General features: G+C 62.6%; 16 protein-coding genes. 6 read left to right on the forward strand and 10 right to left on the reverse strand.

Annotated features, from left to right (window positions below):
• Positions 1–94: 94 nt before the first annotated feature.
• Positions 95–1,045, reverse strand: a complete 951-nt coding sequence (locus ACN9MO_RS02090; protein WP_034800917.1) for a LysR substrate-binding domain-containing protein — start codon at positions 1,043–1,045, stop codon at positions 95–97.
• A 207-nt stretch (positions 1,046–1,252) separates the two neighbouring features.
• Between ACN9MO_RS02090 and ACN9MO_RS02095 the strand changes: the two genes are divergently transcribed.
• Entirely contained in the window at positions 1,253–1,540 is a 288-nt protein-coding gene (locus tag ACN9MO_RS02095) for a DUF1127 domain-containing protein (protein ID WP_057250915.1), read from the forward strand.
• Positions 1,541–1,883: 343 nt separating this feature from the next.
• On the opposite strand, the gene ACN9MO_RS02100 is transcribed toward ACN9MO_RS02095, so the two are convergent.
• The 6 genes from ACN9MO_RS02100 to ACN9MO_RS02125 all read right to left on the reverse strand — a co-directional run bounded on the left by ACN9MO_RS02100 (position 1,884) and on the right by ACN9MO_RS02125 (position 8,350).
• Entirely contained in the window at positions 1,884–2,711 is an 828-nt protein-coding gene (locus ACN9MO_RS02100; protein ID WP_058325431.1) for a DUF937 domain-containing protein, read from the reverse strand.
• A 113-nt stretch (positions 2,712–2,824) separates the two neighbouring features.
• Positions 2,825–4,198 carry a glutamate--cysteine ligase gene (locus ACN9MO_RS02105; protein ID WP_112994565.1) on the reverse strand — a complete coding sequence of 458 codons (1,374 nt, stop codon included), beginning with the start codon at positions 4,196–4,198 and terminating at the stop codon, positions 2,825–2,827.
• 258 nt (positions 4,199–4,456) lie between these two features.
• The gene (locus tag ACN9MO_RS02110; RefSeq protein ID WP_057250909.1) at positions 4,457–5,194 is read right to left on the reverse strand and encodes a 16S rRNA (uracil(1498)-N(3))-methyltransferase; all 738 of its coding nucleotides are present in this window, start codon (positions 5,192–5,194) and stop codon (positions 4,457–4,459) included.
• A 10-nt stretch (positions 5,195–5,204) separates the two neighbouring features.
• On the reverse strand, positions 5,205–6,710 hold the full coding sequence (locus tag ACN9MO_RS02115; RefSeq protein ID WP_113133254.1) for an inorganic phosphate transporter: 1,506 nt from the start codon (positions 6,708–6,710) through the stop codon (positions 5,205–5,207).
• 138 nt (positions 6,711–6,848) lie between these two features.
• Positions 6,849–7,355 carry an NUDIX hydrolase gene (locus tag ACN9MO_RS02120; RefSeq protein ID WP_113133212.1) on the reverse strand — a complete coding sequence of 169 codons (507 nt, stop codon included), beginning with the start codon at positions 7,353–7,355 and terminating at the stop codon, positions 6,849–6,851.
• Between the two features lie 206 nt (positions 7,356–7,561).
• Positions 7,562–8,350, reverse strand: coding sequence for a FadR/GntR family transcriptional regulator (locus ACN9MO_RS02125; RefSeq protein WP_082615829.1), 789 nt, complete (start codon positions 8,348–8,350; stop codon positions 7,562–7,564).
• Between the two features lie 274 nt (positions 8,351–8,624).
• Here ACN9MO_RS02125 and ACN9MO_RS02130 point away from each other — a divergent pair, with 274 nt between their 5' ends.
• Positions 8,625–9,899 carry a DUF3422 family protein gene (locus tag ACN9MO_RS02130; RefSeq protein WP_057250905.1) on the forward strand — a complete coding sequence of 425 codons (1,275 nt, stop codon included), beginning with the start codon at positions 8,625–8,627 and terminating at the stop codon, positions 9,897–9,899.
• A gap of 160 nt (positions 9,900–10,059) precedes the next feature.
• On the opposite strand, the gene ACN9MO_RS02135 is transcribed toward ACN9MO_RS02130, so the two are convergent.
• Positions 10,060–10,956, reverse strand: coding sequence for a LysR family transcriptional regulator (locus ACN9MO_RS02135; protein ID WP_113133211.1), 897 nt, complete (start codon positions 10,954–10,956; stop codon positions 10,060–10,062).
• Between the two features lie 106 nt (positions 10,957–11,062).
• On the opposite strand from ACN9MO_RS02135, the gene ACN9MO_RS02140 reads away from it, so the two are divergent.
• The 4 genes from ACN9MO_RS02140 (at position 11,063) to glcF (ending at position 15,534) form a co-directional block, all read left to right on the forward strand.
• Positions 11,063–12,502 (forward strand): FAD-linked oxidase C-terminal domain-containing protein, encoded by a 1,440-nt coding sequence (locus tag ACN9MO_RS02140; protein WP_113133210.1) that lies wholly within the window; start codon positions 11,063–11,065, stop codon positions 12,500–12,502.
• Positions 12,499–13,710 (forward strand): glycolate oxidase subunit GlcE, encoded by a 1,212-nt coding sequence (gene glcE, locus ACN9MO_RS02145; RefSeq protein ID WP_113133209.1) that lies wholly within the window; start codon positions 12,499–12,501, stop codon positions 13,708–13,710. The genes ACN9MO_RS02140 and glcE overlap by 4 nt, the downstream gene beginning before the upstream one ends.
• A gap of 29 nt (positions 13,711–13,739) precedes the next feature.
• Complete coding sequence (locus tag ACN9MO_RS02150) at positions 13,740–14,120, forward strand: DUF4870 family protein (protein ID WP_057250898.1); 381 nt, start codon at positions 13,740–13,742, stop codon at positions 14,118–14,120.
• A 118-nt stretch (positions 14,121–14,238) separates the two neighbouring features.
• Positions 14,239–15,534, forward strand: coding sequence for a glycolate oxidase subunit GlcF (gene glcF / locus ACN9MO_RS02155; RefSeq protein ID WP_113133208.1), 1,296 nt, complete (start codon positions 14,239–14,241; stop codon positions 15,532–15,534).
• 64 nt (positions 15,535–15,598) lie between these two features.
• Here glcF and ACN9MO_RS02160 read toward each other — a convergent pair whose 3' ends face one another.
• Positions 15,599–16,294, reverse strand: coding sequence for a L,D-transpeptidase (locus ACN9MO_RS02160; protein WP_093232011.1), 696 nt, complete (start codon positions 16,292–16,294; stop codon positions 15,599–15,601).
• Positions 16,295–16,474: 180 nt separating this feature from the next.
• Positions 16,475–17,245 (reverse strand): L,D-transpeptidase, encoded by a 771-nt coding sequence (locus ACN9MO_RS02165; RefSeq protein ID WP_093232012.1) that lies wholly within the window; start codon positions 17,243–17,245, stop codon positions 16,475–16,477.
• Positions 17,246–17,495 lie beyond the last annotated feature (250 nt).

The raw sequence follows: 17,495 nt of genomic DNA on the forward strand, positions 1-17,495 counted from the left end.
GCTGGACGGGCGCTCGAAGCGGGCGCCAGTCTTCGGAAAAGAAAAAGGCCACGTACCTGTCGGTGCGTGGCCCTTTTTTGGTTTCTACCGGCTCTTACCAGCCCGGCAGCATGTGGCTCTGCCGCAGGCGCGGATAGCGCGGGAAGCCCTTAATGTCGGCTTCGAGGTCGTCATTGGCGCTGATCGGCGTGATGTTGTCGAGGCAGGCGGTGATGTGGTTGCTGATCGCGTTGGAGAGCGAGGGCGAAAGGCCCGGCCGCTTCATGATGCCGATCTGCACCGGTGCCAGCGCCGGGAAGCCGTCGGCGAGCGTCAGCACCTTCATGCCGGGGCGGAGCGCCGATTCCGGCAGGACCGAGACGGCCATGCCGGCAAGCACGGCCGCGGCGACGACCGTCGACGACCAGCTTGTGAACAGGATCTGGTATTCGCGGCCGGTCGCGTCGAGTGCCGCGCAGGCAGCCTGCCGCCAGAGGCAGTCGCGCCGGCCGACGGCGAGCGGGATCGGCGCGTTTTCCGGCAGCGGATGGTTGATCGAGCTCACCCAGCAGAGCGGTTCGGTCCGCACGACATCCGAGGCGCGTGCACGCGGATTGTGCGTGACGAGCGCGATGTCGAGGTCGCCCTTCGCCATCTTCTCGGCGAGATCCACCGAAGGTTCGCAGATGATATAGAGCTCGACATTCGGATGCGTCTTGGCAAACCGCATGATGATCTCGGGCATGTAGCGGTCGGCGTAGTCGTCGGGCGTGCCGATGCGGAGCGTTCCTTCAAGACGGTTGTCGTCAAAGGAGGCGATCGCTTCATTGTTGAGGCGGATCATCCGGCGGGCGAAATTGAGCAGACGGTCGCCTTCGACCGTCAGCCGGTTGCCGCGGCCATCCTTCATGAACAGCGCCTTGCCGATGCGCTCTTCCAGGCGGCGCATCTGCATCGACACGGCGGATTGAGTCTTGAAGACCCGGTCGGCCGCCTTGGTGAAACTGCCCGTGTCGGCGATCGCGACAAAGGTCTGGAGCTGGTCGATATCGAGCGGTGCGGACATGGCCGTGATGCATCCATAAAATTGTTTGATGAATATCATTAAAAACATTCGTTGGACTGATCAATAAGGATTTGCGATCAATTAGGGGCAAATTCATCGATCCCCGGCCGGCAATTTCGCCGGCGATTCCCAAACCCTTTGGCCCGCCCCTGCGTTTGACCTCCCCGCAGGGGATGGGCCTCTTCGTGCCTGAAAAGGAGAATTGTCATGCGCACGACACAGCACGTCCTCGATCTCGACTTCGTTGCAGGAAAGCAGTCCCGCGCCGTCGGCGTGACAGGCATGCTCACGTCCGCGTGGCACCAGCTCCGAAACCGATATGCGATCGGCCGTCTGAATGACATGGATGACCGCCAGCTCCTCGATATGGGGCTAAAGCGAGAAGATGTGCGCGAGGCGATCACCTCGCCCTTCTTCGACAATCCGGCGAGTTACCTGACGCGCGCTTCGCGAAACCGGGCGAGCCTCTTCTACAAGGGGACCCGCCACGACTGACCGTTGACGAGTTGGAGCGGGATGAAAGCGGGAAACCGCATCCTCGGCCCGCTTCACGGCGCATCCCGCCGCTTAGGGTGTGCCAGTCGAGCATGATCCGCGAAAGCCAGCCGCCGCCGCGGATCATGCTGCGAATTTCAGAGTTCGGCGCTGCTGATCGTTAGAGGTCGCGCGCCCAAACGTTCCCCGCAGGGTAGAGCCAATAGACCCTGCCGCTTGGCCCGGTACATGACCAAGACATGTACCGGGCCTTTTTCTTTTGAAATTTGCGCAAGGGCGCGCGCGCCCTCTCTGGCGCAGAAGGTTGCGCCGTCCAACGGAGGCGTGGTCAGGGAAGGGCGTTTCAGCTTTTTGCGCCGGGTCCGGTCTTGTAGATATCGAACAGCGACTCGACGTTCTTCTGATATTCCTTCTGCATTTCCAGCCCGGTGTCGAACATGCTGTTCATCACCTGGGAGAACTGGGCAAGGGCCGGATTGTCCGATGCCGGCTTCTGCGCGCCGGCGGCGCCCGCCTGCATCATGTCCTGAAATGCCTTGACGAAGGGGTTGTCGGCAAAGACGTCTGATGTCTTGGCCTTCTCTTCCTTCTTGGCCATGCCAAAGAAGCCCTGCATCGCCTGCGTGAAGGGGTTGTCGAAGGGGTTCGGCTGCGGTTCCGGCTTCTTGGCAAAGCCGGCCGCTTCCATCCACTGGCGCATCGCCGCTGCCATCGGGTTGTTGGCGAAGGCGTCGCTTGCGGCGGCGAATTGCCCGGTCGTCTGCTTGAACAGTCCGCCCATCAGCGTATCGGCCATGACCGGCAGCATCTGCTTGTAGATCTCCTGGCTGATGCCGGTGACCTGCGCGGCCTGCGCGGCGATCGCGCGCGACATTTCCTTCGATCCGAACAGCTGTCCGAGAACACCGTTGCCGTCGACCATGCCCTGTGGCGTGAAGGCCTGGCTCATGTCTTCGAAGTATTTGGCGTAGTTGCCGCTGCCGAGCGCCGTGAGCAACGCGCCGAAATCATATGGATTGGCCGTGTTGCGCTTGAAGGCGGCCGAGAAGGCGGGCAGCAACGCTGCCGTCGCCTTCGTCATCTGCTCCTGGGCGAGGCCGAATTGTTGAGCCATCAGTTCGATGGCCTTACCATTCTGGGCCTGTGCGAACATGTCAAAAAGCGGTGCCATCCCAGTTCCCCTTCGGCATCTCGACGCGCGGCGCTGTAAGCGACGCATATCCTTGCACTATAACGGGAAATCGGGGGCTGGAAACCGCTTTTTGAGAGCGCCTAGCGGGCGCCTCAATATTGGTATTCGGCGAAAACCGGATCGACCGAGCCGTTCCAGCGACCATTGTAGAGTGCCAGCAGGTCTTCGGCGAGCGTCGCCTTCTTGGCGAGCACCTCGTCGAGTGGCGCGAGGAACTGGCTTTCGTCGACGCCATCCCCGTTCAGCCGGTTGCGGCGCTTCAGGCCGCCGCGCGAAATGGCGATGACTTCGCGGGCGATGTCGTAGAGGGTGCCGGTGCGGAACCTTGTCGCAAGCGCCTGAACCGGAACGGCGTCGCGCATCGCGCTCACCTCTTCGAGGGTCCAGTCGCGGGTCAGTGTCTCGGCGGCATCGAGCGCTTCGCGATCATAGAGCAGGCCGACCCAGAAGGCCGGCAGCGCACAGATCCGCCGCCACGGGCCGCCGTCGGCGCCGCGCATTTCGAGGAAGCGCTTCAGCCGAACGTCGGGGAACAGCGTCGAAAGGTGGTTGGTCCAGTCGCCCATGTTCGGCTGCCAGTCGGCGATCTCGCCCTTCAGCGCGCCGCCCATGAACTGGCGGAAGGTGACGTGGGTACAGTCATGGTAGTGGCCGTCGCGCACGACGAAGTACATCGGCACGTCGAGTGCCCATTCGACATAGTCGGCGAAGCCGAAATCCGGACGGAAGGCGGACGGCAGCAGGCCGGCGCGCTGGTTGTCGGTGTCGCGCCAGATATCGCCGCGCCAGGAGAGCAGCCCGTTCGGTTTGCCGTCGGTAAAGGGCGAGCTCGCAAACAGCGCCGTCGAAAGCGGCTGCAGCTTCAAGGACACCTGCATCTTGCGGCGCATGTCCTCTTCGGAGGAAAAGTCGAGATTCACCTGGATCGTGCAGGTGCGGTACATCATGTCGAGGCCCCTGGTGCCGACCTTGGGCATGTAGCGGCTCATGATGCCATAACGCGATTTCGGCATGCGCGGTGTCTCGGCGAAGGTCCACTTCGGGCTGCCGCCGATGCCGAGGAAACGGATGCCGAGCGGTTCGGCGACTTCGCGCAGAACCGCCAAATGCTGGTTCGATTCCTTGCAGGTCTGGTGCAGGTTTTCGAGCGGCGCGCCGGAAAGCTCGAACTGGCCGCCCGGCTCCAGCGAGATCGCGCCATTGCCCGACTGCTCGGCAAGGCCGATGATGTTGCCTTGGTCGACGATCGGTTCCCAGCCGCTCTTTGCGGCCATTCCATTCAGAAGCGCCTGGATGCTGGCCTCGCCGAAATAGGGGACGGGGCTGTTGTCCGCCTTAAAGAAGGCGAACTTTTCGTGCTCCGTGCCGATCCGGAACCGCTCCTCCGGTTTCGAACCTTCTGCCAGATAGGCGGTCAGGTCAGCGACAGAGGTTACCGGCGTCTGGTCGGTGGTATCTCGGGCCATGAGCGTCTTCTTTTGTTTGGGCGGCTCCCACTGGATAGCGGGAGTTGATGAAGGCTGCTTGAACCGTATTCAGGTGCGGTGCAAGTCAATTTCTTTCAAGATCTCATCAAAAAAAGTAGGACGATTGCTTGCGCTGGAGCAAGCTCCGTGGAACTGGGTATCGTCGACCCAACCATACCTTGTGTTGAGAGGTCCCCTTCTTCTAGGAGCCATCTTCTAGGAGAACGAGCGGCTCCCGGTTTGCTGCGGAGCGACCGGCTATCGCCAGTCGCCGACAGTCGCCTGGATGACCGCCATGGCTGCGACAGCGGCGGTGTCGGCCCTGAGGATCCGCGGTCCAAGCGGAATGCTGCTGACGAAATCGAGGCTGCGCAGCAACGTTCGCTCTGTCTCGGAGAAACCGCCTTCCGGACCGATCAGCAAAGCGAGTTTCTTCTCCTTGACGGCGGCGAGAATTGGCAACGGGTTCTGGCTGTCGCTGCCTTCGTCGCAGAAGATGATGCGTCGGTCGGTGGGCCAGGTGGCCAGCACGTCCTCCAGTCGTCGCGGCTCCTCGACATCGGGAATGCCGAGCACGCCGCATTGTTCGGCCGCCTCGATGACGTTGGCGCGCACGCGCTCGATGCTGCCGAGCTTGCCCTGCACATGCTGCGTCATGACCGGCTGCAGCACGCCTGCGCCCATTTCGACGGCCTTCTGCACGAGATAGTCGAGCCTGCCGACCTTCAGCGGCGCGAAAAGATAGACAAGATCGCAAGGTTCGGGCTGCGGGCGCGTCTGCTCGACAGCGGTCAGCACCAGCTTCTTCTTGCTGGCGAAGGAGAGTTCCGCACGCCACTCGCCGTCACGTCCGTTGAAGACGAGGATCGAGGAGCCTTCCTCATAGCGAAGAACGTTGACCAGGTAGTTGAACTGCTCCTTGGTCGCCTCGTGGGCGGAGCCCGCATTGAGGGTATGTTCGACGAACAGTCGCTGCATGCGAAAATTGGCGCGCATATCGGGGCCTTCACATGAAAATGCTGGAGAGGATGAGGTAGAGGACGGCCGATAGCGCGGCCGAGGCGGGAACGGTGATGACCCAGGCGCCGACGATCGTCAGGAAATGCGAACGGCGTACAAGGCGCCGGCGCCGGACTTCGGCGAAGTTGGTTTCTTCCGTTTCCATGAAGTCGGCCTGCCCTGTGCGCTGTCGGACATATTGTAGGCGACGCTTGGAATTGCGGATGTACCATTCACGGAAGAAGCCGACGCCGAAGACGGCACCCACGGCCGTGTGGGTCGAACTGATCGGCAGTCCGAGCGCCGATGCCAAAAGCACCGTGACCGCGGTGGCGAGCGCGACGCAGAAGGCGCGCATCGGATTGAGCTTGGTGATTTCCTGACCGACGACGCGGATAAGCTTCGGGCCATAGAGCAGAAGACCGATCGAAATGCCGAGCGCGCCGATCGCCAGTTCCCACAAGGGAGCCGGCGATTTCTCCGTGGTGATGACGCCGTCCAGGGCCGAAACGATCGCGGATAACGGGCCGATTGCGTTGGAGACGTCGTTGGCGCCATGCGCGAAGGAGAGAAGTGCTGCAGCCAGAATGAGCGGCGCGCGAAATAGTTTGCGAAGTGACTGGTTGCGGTTGTCCAGCCCCTCTGACTGTTTGTAGATCCACGGCTTGGTCAGGAAATAGACGGCAGTACCGATGATGACGCCCAGGCTGAGTCCTGTTGGCAAAGAGATTGCCGCAACCTGAACTAGGGCAATCTCCGCGAGGTATGCGGTGAAGCAGCCCGCGGTGACACTGAGAATGACCGGCATCCATCGCCTTGCGGCAGCGATCTTGTCCTCGCGGTAGATGATGAATTCCTTGAGGAAGGCGAGGAATGCGGCGGCAATTGCGCCGCCGAGAAGCGGCGAGATCGACCAGCTCAAAGTGATGCCGGCAAGCGACCACCATTGGACGCTGGAAAAACCGGCCGCGGCAATGCCGGCGCCGACGATGCCGCCGATGATCGAGTGTGTGGTGGATACAGGCGCCCCTGAATAGGTGGCGATATTGATCCAGGCCGCAGCCGAAGCGAGTGCCGACATCATGATCCAGATGATCGCTTGCGGGCCGAGCACATCTTCGCCGTAGACGATGCCTGCTTCGATCGTCAGCGCGACCTCGCGCCCGGCAAGCATCGCGCCGGCGATCTCGAAGATGGCAGCGATGATGAGCGCCGTCGCCATCGACATCGCTTTGGCGCCGACGGCCGCACCAACGTTGTTGGTCACGTCGTTGGCGCCGATGTTCATGGCCATGTAGCCGGCGATCGCTGCCGCGGCGATGATGATCGGCGCGCTCGCAGAATGGGTCACGAAACTCGCGGCAAAGGCCATGCTGAGGAGCAGAAAGAGGCCGGCGAGCGCCGGCGCCGCCAGGCTGCGGCGGACATGCTGCGACGCCTCTTCGGCAAGGCTCAGCTTGTCGAGGTCTTTGTCAATCGTCTGTTTTGCGAGGCGTATGCGCGGCTGTGCCACTGCCTGGAACTCCATTGTCACCATGGCCACTAAGGCCACTGCAACAAGCATTCAAGTGGATTTGATGGACATCGGTGCCGCGTGCGTCGGGAACCCGCATTCAGGGGCATTGCGTGCCCGGGGGGATGGCCCGGAAGGCTAGCCGTTCGCAGCCTTCAGCATCGACGCAGGCGGCGCCGCCATGCGTTCGCCAAAGGCGAGGATGAGGTCCTTCAACGATGGCTCGGCCACCCGTGAAGCGGCCTCCTTGTAGTCGACCCATTCGAGTTGCCGGCGGCCTTCCTCGGGGAAGTGCTTTGCGAGGTCGTCGACTTCCAGCGCGTGGACCTGCACCTTGACCGAAATCTTCAGGCCATGGTCCATGCGCTTCTGGTAGAGATAGAATCCGATCGTCGACTTCTGCACGTGCCCTTTGACGCCGGCCTCTTCGTAGGCCTCGCGCTCGGCCACCTCGTGGGCGCGCTTGCCTTGCATCGGCCATCCCTTGGGAATGACCCAGCGGCCGGTGTCGCGGCTGGTGATCATGAGAATTTCGAGGGCCTTGGTCTTCTTGCGGATCCGATAGCAGAGCGCGGCATATTGCATGCGCGCCGGGCGGCGCAACATCAGTTGGACATCGGATGCGAGTCTGTTCAAGAAGTTCAAGGTCGTCTGCGCTCCTCTCGACGAATCAGTGTTCTTGTTTTCTGTTAAAGCCAGTATGGCAGCGTCCTGTTGCGTGTAAATGTCGCGGCCAGCGGGCAGCCGGATATGCAGTCAGCTTTCCGCTGAACTGTTGTCCAGATACGACAGGATATGGTGTTTCCGCGTCGGTTTGCCAATCGCGGGCAAGTGGGCGTAGGCCTGCTCCGTCAGTTCGCGCGGTCGCGCTGCTGCAAGCGCAGGCGGGCGATACGGTTCCATTCGCCGGTGCGCTCCGCCTCGCGGGTTGCGGCGGCAACGAAGTCGATATGGTTCTGCGACGCGGCCTTTGCTTTCGCCGGATCCCTCGCCATGATCGCGTCGTAGATCGCCTCGTGCTGGCCAAGCAGCCGATCGCGCGCGCCCGGTGCATCGAAAACCGAGTTGCGGTGAAAGAAGATGCCCTGCTGAAGCAGCCGATAACAGGCGCGCAGCGTATGCATCAGGATGATGTTGTGGGCGCTCTCACCGATTGCCTGGTGCAGCTCGATATCGGCCTCGAGCTCCGCCTCGAAGTCGCCGGCGGCGTGCGCTGTACGCATGCGCTCGATGATCCTGGTCAGGATGTCCCGGTCGAAATCCGTGGCGCGGGTGGCGGCCAGTTCTGCGGTCAGGCCCTCCAGCTCGCGCCGGTATTCGAGATAATCCTGGGTCGCCTTGTGATGACGGGCAATCAGGTCGATCAGCGGCCTGGAGAAAATCTTCCCTACGACATCGGCGACGAAGGTGCCGCCGCCATGGTGGCTTTCGACCAGGCCGCGTCCTTCGAGTTCCTTGAGCGCCTCGCGCAGGATCGGCCTCGATACGTCGAAGCGTTTGGAAAGCTCCCTTTCGCCCGGTAAACGATCGCCGTCGCGCAGCACGCCTTCGAGGATCAGGAGCTCGATCTGATGCACGACTTCGTCCGCCGTGCGGCTGTGGCTGATGCGGGCGAAGAGGTCGATCTGGTCGTCGGTCACGTCTTGGTCTCCCGGATCACGATGAATTTCGGTCTTTTCGGCCCAAAATTGATCATGATTCTCATAGGTTAGAGCGGGAGGGGACGGAAATCCGCGCCTAGGTTGCTCGCACCGCTCTGCGCCGCAATCTAGGCAGCCGGCGGCAAGTGGTCAATTTGCTTGTCCACTTTGTGCGGCTGACAAAAGTCAAACTGCGGCAATGCGTCCTTTTTCTTTTGCTCGTTCGATTGATAAGAGAGTCGTGATGAACGCGTGAGGGGGACAAGAGCGCTTCATGGCAAAGGGTAGTTTTGCATTTCCGGTGGCGCCGATGCGCGCCTTGGCCTTGGGCGAGGTTCATTCGCGCCCCTATGCGCTGGTCACCACGCCGCGGGTGATCTTTCAGCTCGCCTTCCTGACGGATGGCGGCTCGATCGTCGATCATGCCGTGTTGTCGGAGCTGTCGCGCGCACGCGGCATCGCACCGCCGGGGCGGGACGCGAACCATCATGCAATGCCCTGGGGGCAGGGCACGTTGCGTTGGGAGCGTCACACCGAGTTCTCCACCTACTTCTGGGATGCGCCGCCGCCGGAGCAGTTCGGCGGCGAGGTGCCGATCCATCCCTTCGGCGACGGCTTTTCGCCGCCGGGCTCGCTGATCTCGGGCATCCGCCTGGAGATCCGGCCGGACACGCCCGAAACCCGTGACGCGATCGGGCTCTTCGATCCGACGAGCCTCTGCTACAGCGAAACCAAGAACGGCCAGGCGGTAATCGTCACCGACTTCCGCCAGAACGGCGACGGCCTGACCCAGATACTGGTTATCGACCGTGGCATGACCGAGGCAGGCACCGGCGCGCTCATTCAGCGCCTGCTCGATATCGAGACCTACCGGACACTGGCGATGATGGGCCTGCCGCTCGCCCAGTCGCTGTCGCCGGAGATCCGCCGGACCGAGGATGGCTTGACCGGAATCACCCAGCGCATGAAGGAAAATGTGCGCGAGGAGGCCGACGACATGCTGGCCGAGATTACCCGGCTTGCCGCCGACCTCGAGGCGGGTGCCGCGCTCAGCCTCTATCGCTTCGGCGCCAGCCGCGCCTATTACGGCATCGTGCAGGAGCGCATTCGCACGCTCTCCGAGACGCCGCTTCCGGGCTACGAGACCATCGGTACCTTCCTCGAACGACGCCTCGCGCCGGCGATGCGCACCTGCCAGTCGGTCGAGGAGCGCCAGGCCAACCTGTCGCGCAAGCTCGCCCGCGCCACCGCTCTTCTCAGAAGCTGGGTCGATGTTGAGCTCGAACGGCAGAACAGCGCGCTTTTGAACTCGATGGACCGGCGCGCCAAGCTGCAGCTACGCCTGCAGCAGACCGTCGAAGGCCTGTCGGTCGCCGCCATTTCCTACTACGTCGTTGGCCTGTTCGGCTATCTCGCCAAGGCCGTCAGCCACGAGCTGCCGATCGATCCGGGCCTCTTGACTGGCCTTGCCGTTCCCTTCGCCGTTGCCGGCGTCTGGCTGATCGTGCGCCGCATCCGCCGCCATCACGAGGAAGGTGAGCACAAGTAAGCAATTCCAACAAAAGTGTGCAGCGGTTTTGCGTCGGGAATTGCGAGAAACAAGCAATTCCAACAAAAGTGTGCAGCGGTTTTGCGTCGGGAATTGCGAGAAACAAGCAATTCCAGCAAAGTGTGCAGCGGTTTTGCGTCCGGAGTTGCCAGAAACAAAACTACTGCTCCCAATAGGGGATCGGCCCGTAAAGCCCGGCCAGGTAGTCGATGAAAAGGCGCACCTTGGCCGGCAGGAACTGCCGGCTCGGGTAAACGGCCGAGAGCGTCAGTTGCTTCGAACCCTCCCATTGCGGCAGCACCTGTACCAGCTGGCCGCTGCGCAATTCCGGGCCGATGTCCCAGGTGGAGCGCAGCGCAATGCCCGCGCCGGCGATGACGGCGGCGCGCACGATCTCGGAGGAATTGGTCACGAGCGGCCCCTCCGGGTGCCAGACCAGCGCGCCTTCCGGCCCTTCAAGCTTCCAGTTGTCGTTGTTGTGCGCCGGCAGGCAGAGATGGTCTGCGAGGTCGCCAATTTCCGTCGGCGCACCATTGCGGGCAATGTATTCCGGCGAGGCGCAGAGCAGCCGGCGGACGGGCGCAAGTTTCCGTGCGACCAGGGACGAATCCACCAATTCGCCGATCCTGACCGCCATGTCGAAGCCGTCCGCGACGATATCCGTGAATTCGTCCGTCAGCACGATGTGCAGTTTCAGTTCCGGATGGTCCTTCATGAACTTCGTCAGGTGCGGCGCGATGTGCATCCGGCCGAAGGAGGTGGGCGCTGAGATTCTGAGCACGCCGAGCGCATGCGACGAGCGTCCGGAGGCATAGGCCTCGGCCTCCTCGATGCCCGAGAGAATGCCGAGTACGCGATCGTAGAACCCCTGGCCGGCTTCGGTCAGAGAGATCTGGCGTGTCGTGCGCTGCAGAAGCCGCGTTCCGAGGCGATCTTCGAGCCTCTTGATGCGTTTGGAGATCACAGCTGGGGAAAACCCCAGCGCCCGCCCCGCTGCCGACATGCTGCCGGTGGAAACGACCCGTGCAAAAATCTCAAGATCGCCTAAATTCGTCATCAATCGTTGCCATTGTTTCCAAAACGGAAAAGCTCAATAGCATTTGCAGGGACTCTAGCCTAGTGGTAAAGAAAATAGACCAATTGACATGCGGCGGGAGAAACTGATGGCGGAGACGATCGGTTTTCTGCAACCGAAACAGGCTGTTATCGCCCGGCGCGGCGAGATCGTCGCCGATCTCGCCGACCTGTTGCCCGAGGGCTGTCTGATCAGCGACGAGCGCGGGCTGAAGCCGTTTGAGACCGATGCCTTTATCGCCTATCGTCGCGTGCCGCTTGCCGTCGCGCTGCCGGAGACGACCGAGCAGGTCGCAGCCCTTCTCAAATATTGCAGCCGCTATGGCATCCCGGTCGTGCCGCGCGGCGCTGGAACCTCGCTTTCGGGCGGTGCCATCCCGCAGGAGGATGCGGTCGTCATCGGCCTTTCGAAGATGTCGCGCATACTCGATATCGACGTCTTCAATCGCACTGCCACCGTCCAGGCAGGCGTCACCAATCTCAATATTTCCGAGGCGGTTTCAGCTGACGGCTTCTTCTACGCGCCGGACCCGAGTTCGCAGCTTGCCTGCACGATCGGCGGCAACATCGGCATGAATTCCGGCGGCGCCCATTGCCTGAAATACGGCGTCACCACCAACAATCTGCTCGGCGTGAAGATGGTGCTGTTCGATGGCACGGTCATAGAGCTCGGCGGCAAGGGGCTGGATTCGGCGGGCTACGATCTGCTCGGCCTCGTCTGCGGTTCCGAGGGGCAGCTCAGCATCGTTACTGAGGCGACAGTGCGACTGATTGCCAAGCCGGAGGGCGCTCGTCCCGTGCTCTTCGGCTTTGCCTCTTCCGAAGCGGCCGGCGCTTGCGTCGCCGATGTCATCGGCTCCGGTATCATCCCCGTCGCGATCGAGTTCATGGACAAGCCGGCGATCGAGATCTGCGAAGCCTTCGCCCATGCCGGCTATCCGCTCGATGTCGAAGCGTTGCTGATCGTCGAAGTCGAAGGCTCCGAGCCGGAAATGGATGCGACGCTTGCCGGTATCGTTGCGGTCGCGCGCCGTCATGGGGTGGCGACGATCAAGGAGTGCCAGTCGGCCATGGAAGCGGCTGCGATCTGGAAAGGCCGGAAATCCGCCTTCGGTGCCACCGGCCGCATCGCCGATTATATCTGCATGGACGGTACGGTGCCGCTCAGCCAGCTTTCGCATGTGCTGCGTCGCACCGGTGAGATCGTTGCGAGCTACGGCCTGCGCGTCGCCAATGTCTTCCACGCCGGCGACGGCAACATGCATCCGCTGATCCTCTACAACATCAACGACCCGGAGGATGCGGCGCGCGCCGAAGCCGCCGGCAACGATATCCTCAAGCTCTGTGTTGACGCCGGCGGTTGCCTGACGGGCGAGCACGGCGTGGGCATCGAAAAGCGGGACCTCATGCTGCACCAGTACAACCGGATCGACCTCGACCAGCAGATGGCGGCACGGGCCGCCTTCGATCCGCAATGGATCCTGAACCCGTCCAAGGTCTTCCCGCTCGAAGGGCGTCCCGCCGCATGATCGTGCATTTCGAACCGGCAAGCGAAGAGGGGATTGCGACCGTCGTTCGCGCGATGGCGGCCGATAGGGCTTCGCTCGCGGTGATCGGCGGCAACACGCGCTCGGGTCTTGGCAATCCCGTGCGTGCCGACCGGGTACTGTCGACGCGCCGCTTGTCCGGCATCGTCAGCTACAATCCGGCCGAGATGACGATCACCGCGCTTTCGGGGACGCCGCTGCGCGCGATCGAAGAGGCACTGGCGGAAAACCGGCAGATGCTTGCCTTCGAACCGATGGACCATCGGCCGATTTTCGCCGCGTCGGGCGAGCCGACGATCGGCGGGGTCTTCGCCGCCAACGTGTCCGGCCCCAGGCGCTATGTCGCCGGTGCCGCCCGCGACAGCCTGCTCGGCGTTCGCTTCGTCAACGGTGAGGGGGAGGCAATCAAGGCCGGCGGACGGGTGATGAAGAACGTCACCGGCCTGGATCTGGTCAAGCTTTTGGCCGGCTCGCACGGCACGCTCGGCATCCTCACCGAAGTCACCTTCCGCGTCCTGCCGCTGCCGCCAGCGTCTGAGACCATTGTGGTCTCCGGGCTCAACGATGCCGAAGCCGCGGCGGTCATGGCCGAGGCGATGGCGCAGACGGTGGAGGTTTCGGGTGCCGCACATCTGCCGGAGAGCGTGCGTGGGCGGTTCCTGGATGGCGGGCTTCCGGACGGCGCCGCGACGGTACTACGGCTCGAAGGACTGGAGGCATCGGTTGCGCTCCGGGCTGAAAAACTGACGAACGCGGTCGGCCGCTTCGGTGCGGTGACCCGGCTCGATGCGCCGCAGACTCGGCAGCTCTGGGCCGAGATCCGCGACGTCAAACCCTATGCCGACGGCACCAGGAAGCCGCTCTGGCGCGTCTCCGTCGCCCCGTCGCTCGGCCATCAATTGGTGGCGGCGCTCCGGTTGCAGACCGGCGTCGATGCCTTCTATGACTGGCAGGGCGGTCTCGTCTGGCTGCGCATGGAGGCCGACCCAGAAGCGGAACTCGTGCGTCGCTATATCAAGGTTCTCGGTGGCGGACATGCAACGCTGGTCAGGGCCGAAGAAGGTTATCGTGCCGCCATTCCATCGTTTGAACCACAACCCTTGGCCGTGGCACAATTGAGCGAGCGCGTCCGCGCGAAGTTCGACCCGCACCGGATCTTCAATCCGGGCCGCATGGCTGCGGTCTCCTGAGGCGACGGCGGTGAACATGGGAGGAGTTGATGAGCGATAATGGTCCGCAGACACCGTTTTCCCGCGAGACTGATCGCTGGCTGGAGCCGGGCAAGATCAATGTCCAGGTGATCTATGTCCTTTATCTCGTGGGCTTTGCGGTGGGGATCACTCCGATCATCGGCGTGGTGATGGCCTATCTCAATCGCGGCAAGGGTGCGCCGTGGGTCCAGACGCACTATGAATGGGCGATCCGGACCTTTTGGATCGCCCTGTTGTTCGGCGTAATATCGTTGCTGCTGACGGTGCTGTTGATCGGCGTTCTCGGTTTCATCGCCACCGCCGTCTGGATCGTCGTGCGCTGCGTCGTCGGCCTGCAACGGGCCGCGCGCCAGGAGCCGATCACCAATCCCGAAAGCTGGATGGTGTAGACCACGGCGCAAACCCGGAAACCGGGTCCGGTCGAAGGATGCTGAAATGAGAATGCCGCGGTGACCGAAGCACGTCGCAAGTGCCCGTTACCGCGGAACCGGAAAGTGGAGTTCGCGTTTGCAGACCAATTTTACCCCCGCGCAGCTTGCCGACCCGCATGTGGCCGAATCCGAGGCCATCCTGCGCAAATGCGTGCACTGCGGCTTCTGCACCGCCACCTGTCCGACCTATGTGACGCTCGGCGACGAACTCGATAGTCCGCGCGGGCGCATCTATCTCATCAAGGACATGCTGGAAAACGGCAGGGCGGCCGACAAGGAAACGGTCACCCACATTGACCGCTGTCTCTCCTGTCTCGCCTGCGCAACCACCTGTCCCTCCGGCGTCGACTACATGCATCTGGTCGACCATGCGCGCGTCCACATCGAAAACACCTATCGGCGCCCGTTTAGGGATAGATTGGCGCGTTCCGTGCTGGCGGCGGTGCTGCCCTATCCCGCGCGCTTCCGCCTGTCGCTGAAGGCGGTCGGCCTTGCCCGGCCCTTCGCAGGGATGATGAAGCGCATGCCGTTGCTGAAGACCTTCGGCGTCATGCTCGATCTCGCGCCAAGCGCCGTGCCGCAGCCCTCCACTTCCGCCGTGCCCGGCGTCCACACGGCGCAGGGAAAACGTGTCGGTCGTGTCGCGCTCCTGTCCGGATGCGCGCAGCCGGTGCTAAAGCCGGAGATCAACGAGGCGACGATCCGTCTTTTGACGCGCTTTGGTGTCGAGGTGGTTGTTTCGGCCGGCGAAGGCTGTTGCGGCGCCCTGGTGCACCACATGGGCCGCGAGAACCAGGCGCTTGAGGCGGCGCGCCGCAACGTCGACGCCTGGCTGAAGGTCGCAGACGAGGGCGGGCTCGATGCCATCGTCGTCACCGCTTCGGGCTGCGGAACGACGATCAAGGACTACGGCCACATGCTGCGGCTCGATCCTGAGTATGCGGAAAAGGCGGCACGTGTCTCGGCGCTGGCAAAAGACATCACCGAGTACCTGTCTACGCTAGACCTGCCGGAACAGGATGCGAGGGGCATGACGCTTGCCTATCATTCCGCCTGCTCCATGCAGCATGGCCAGAAGATCACCGTGGCGCCGAAGCAGCTTTTGAAGCGTGCTGGCTTCGTCGTCCGCGATCCGGCCGAAGGCCACCTCTGCTGCGGTTCGGCCGGCACCTACAACATCCTGCAGCCGGAAATCTCGGCGAAACTGAAGGCGCGCAAGGTCAAGAACATCGAGGCGACGAAGCCGGATGCGATCGCGACCGGCAATATCGGCTGCATTACCCAGATCGCCAGCGGCACTGCGATCCCCATCCTGCATACGGTCGAACTGCTCGACTGGGCCTATGGTGGAGCAAAGCCCAAGGGGCTCTGATGGACAGGCAAAAGGCCGGCTCCGTGAGGAACCGGCCTTTCAAACTGTGCATGGTCGATGACCGTCAGCCGCCGAAGATCTGGCGGAAGATGTCGACGCCGCGATCGTCGAAATAGGTGTCGCCGGCTTTGCTGCCGGGGCCGATGACGATGACCTTGGTGCCGATGTCGGCCCGGTCGTAGAGGTGTTCCACGTCGTCGTTCATCATGCGGATGCATCCGGATGACATGTTCTGGCCGATGGTCCAGGGCTGGTTGGTGCCATGGATCCGGAAGATCGTGTCGCGGCCGCCCTTGTAGAGATACATGGCGCGGGCGCCGAGCGGGTTGTCGATGCCGCCTTCCTGGGTGACCGGCAGGATGCGGCCCTTGGCAGCCTCGCGCTGGCGCATCTCCGCCGGCGGTGTCCAGGTCGGCCATTCGGCCTTGCGGCCAACCTTCACGACACCCGACCAGCCGAAGCCGTCGCGGCCGACACCGATGCCGTAGCGCGTCGCGCGGTTCGGGCCGTCGATGTAGTAAAGATACTTGTTGTTGGTATCGACGATGATCGTGCCGGGGGCTTCGTCGGTGCGGAAGCGAACCTTGGTGCGCCAGTATTGCTTTGCCGGCTTCTTCGGCGTGGCCACGAGTACAACGTCTGATGATTTGACCTTAGGGCCTGTGGCCGGCGTCGGCGTGAAAGCCGAGGCGCTGGCGGCGGCAAGAATAGTGCTGGTCGCGATGGCGATCGCGACCACTTTGCTGGCATGACGCTTCATATACGATTCCCTCTAACCCTCGTTGCAGGCAGGCTAAGCAAAATGCGCCGAAGTTCAAGCCTGCCATACAGCCGGCGGACCGCCGAACTTATATCTGTTCATGCTGCTGTTGCCTGAAAATCACGCATAGGCAATAGCAAAACGTGCGAGGGGGAGGGAATATTCTATGCTATGCTCCAATTATATGACGATAACCTTCGTGCCCACCTTCACGCGCTCGTAAAGGTCGACGACGTCTTCATTGCGCATGCGGATGCAGCCGGAGGAAACGGCATAGCCAATCGTCCAGGGCGCATTGGTGCCGTGGATTCGATAGAGCGTCGAGCCGAGATACATGGCGCGCGCGCCAAGCGGGTTTTCCGGGCCGCCGTCCATGCGCGCCGGCAGGTAGTGGCCCTTGGAGGCCTCGCGGCTGATCATCTCCTGCGGCGGCGTCCAGCTCGGCCACTCCGCCTTGCGGGTGACCTTGTGGGCGCCTGCCCATTCGAACCCCGGCTTGCCGACGCCGACGCCATAGCGCCGTGCCTCGCCGTTGCCAGTCACCAGATAGAGAAAGCGGTTGTTCGTATCGATGACGATCGTGCCCGGCTTTTCCTTGCTCTCATAGGCGACCGTCTGCGGCAGGTATTGCGGGTCGAATTTCGACTTGACCGGCCGCTGGGCGCGCATGGCGTTGGCCGGCTGGATCAGCGGGTTGATGGTGCGGCGCTTGACCTGCGGCTGTGCGACCTGTCCCTGATAATACTGTTTTCGGGTGGCTGCCGGAATCTGCTGCCGGTAGATGACCTGCCGCGTGCGGGCCTGCTGCCCGCCGAGCTGCATTACCCAGGGGGCGGTGAGGTCGGGGCTGACGACCACCGGAGGCCGGTTCTGATACCGATCCTGCGCCACGGCGGGAGCGGCGACGAGGGTCAGCAGGGAGACTGCTAAAAGAAGGGATTTTTTCAACATCGGACGGACTCGCTACCTTTCGCCGAAATTCATCAAGGGGGCGCAGACAGCCGAAGAACCGGACGCTCGAGCGGGGGGGTATGCGCCTTGGCAATGGCGCGATCGTGTCACCGGGGGGCCACCGAATGGTAAACGGCGCTTCATTAAAAGGCGAAGGCGCCGATAAAGCTTTGGGTAGGGTTATCCGCCGCTTTAGGAATCTGGTTTGCAAATGGTAAAGGCAGGGAAATGAACGGGATGGAGCGAGGTA

It is taken from the genome of Ensifer sp. R-19 (genome assembly GCF_049905105.1).
Lineage (GTDB): Bacteria > Pseudomonadota > Alphaproteobacteria > Rhizobiales > Rhizobiaceae > Ensifer.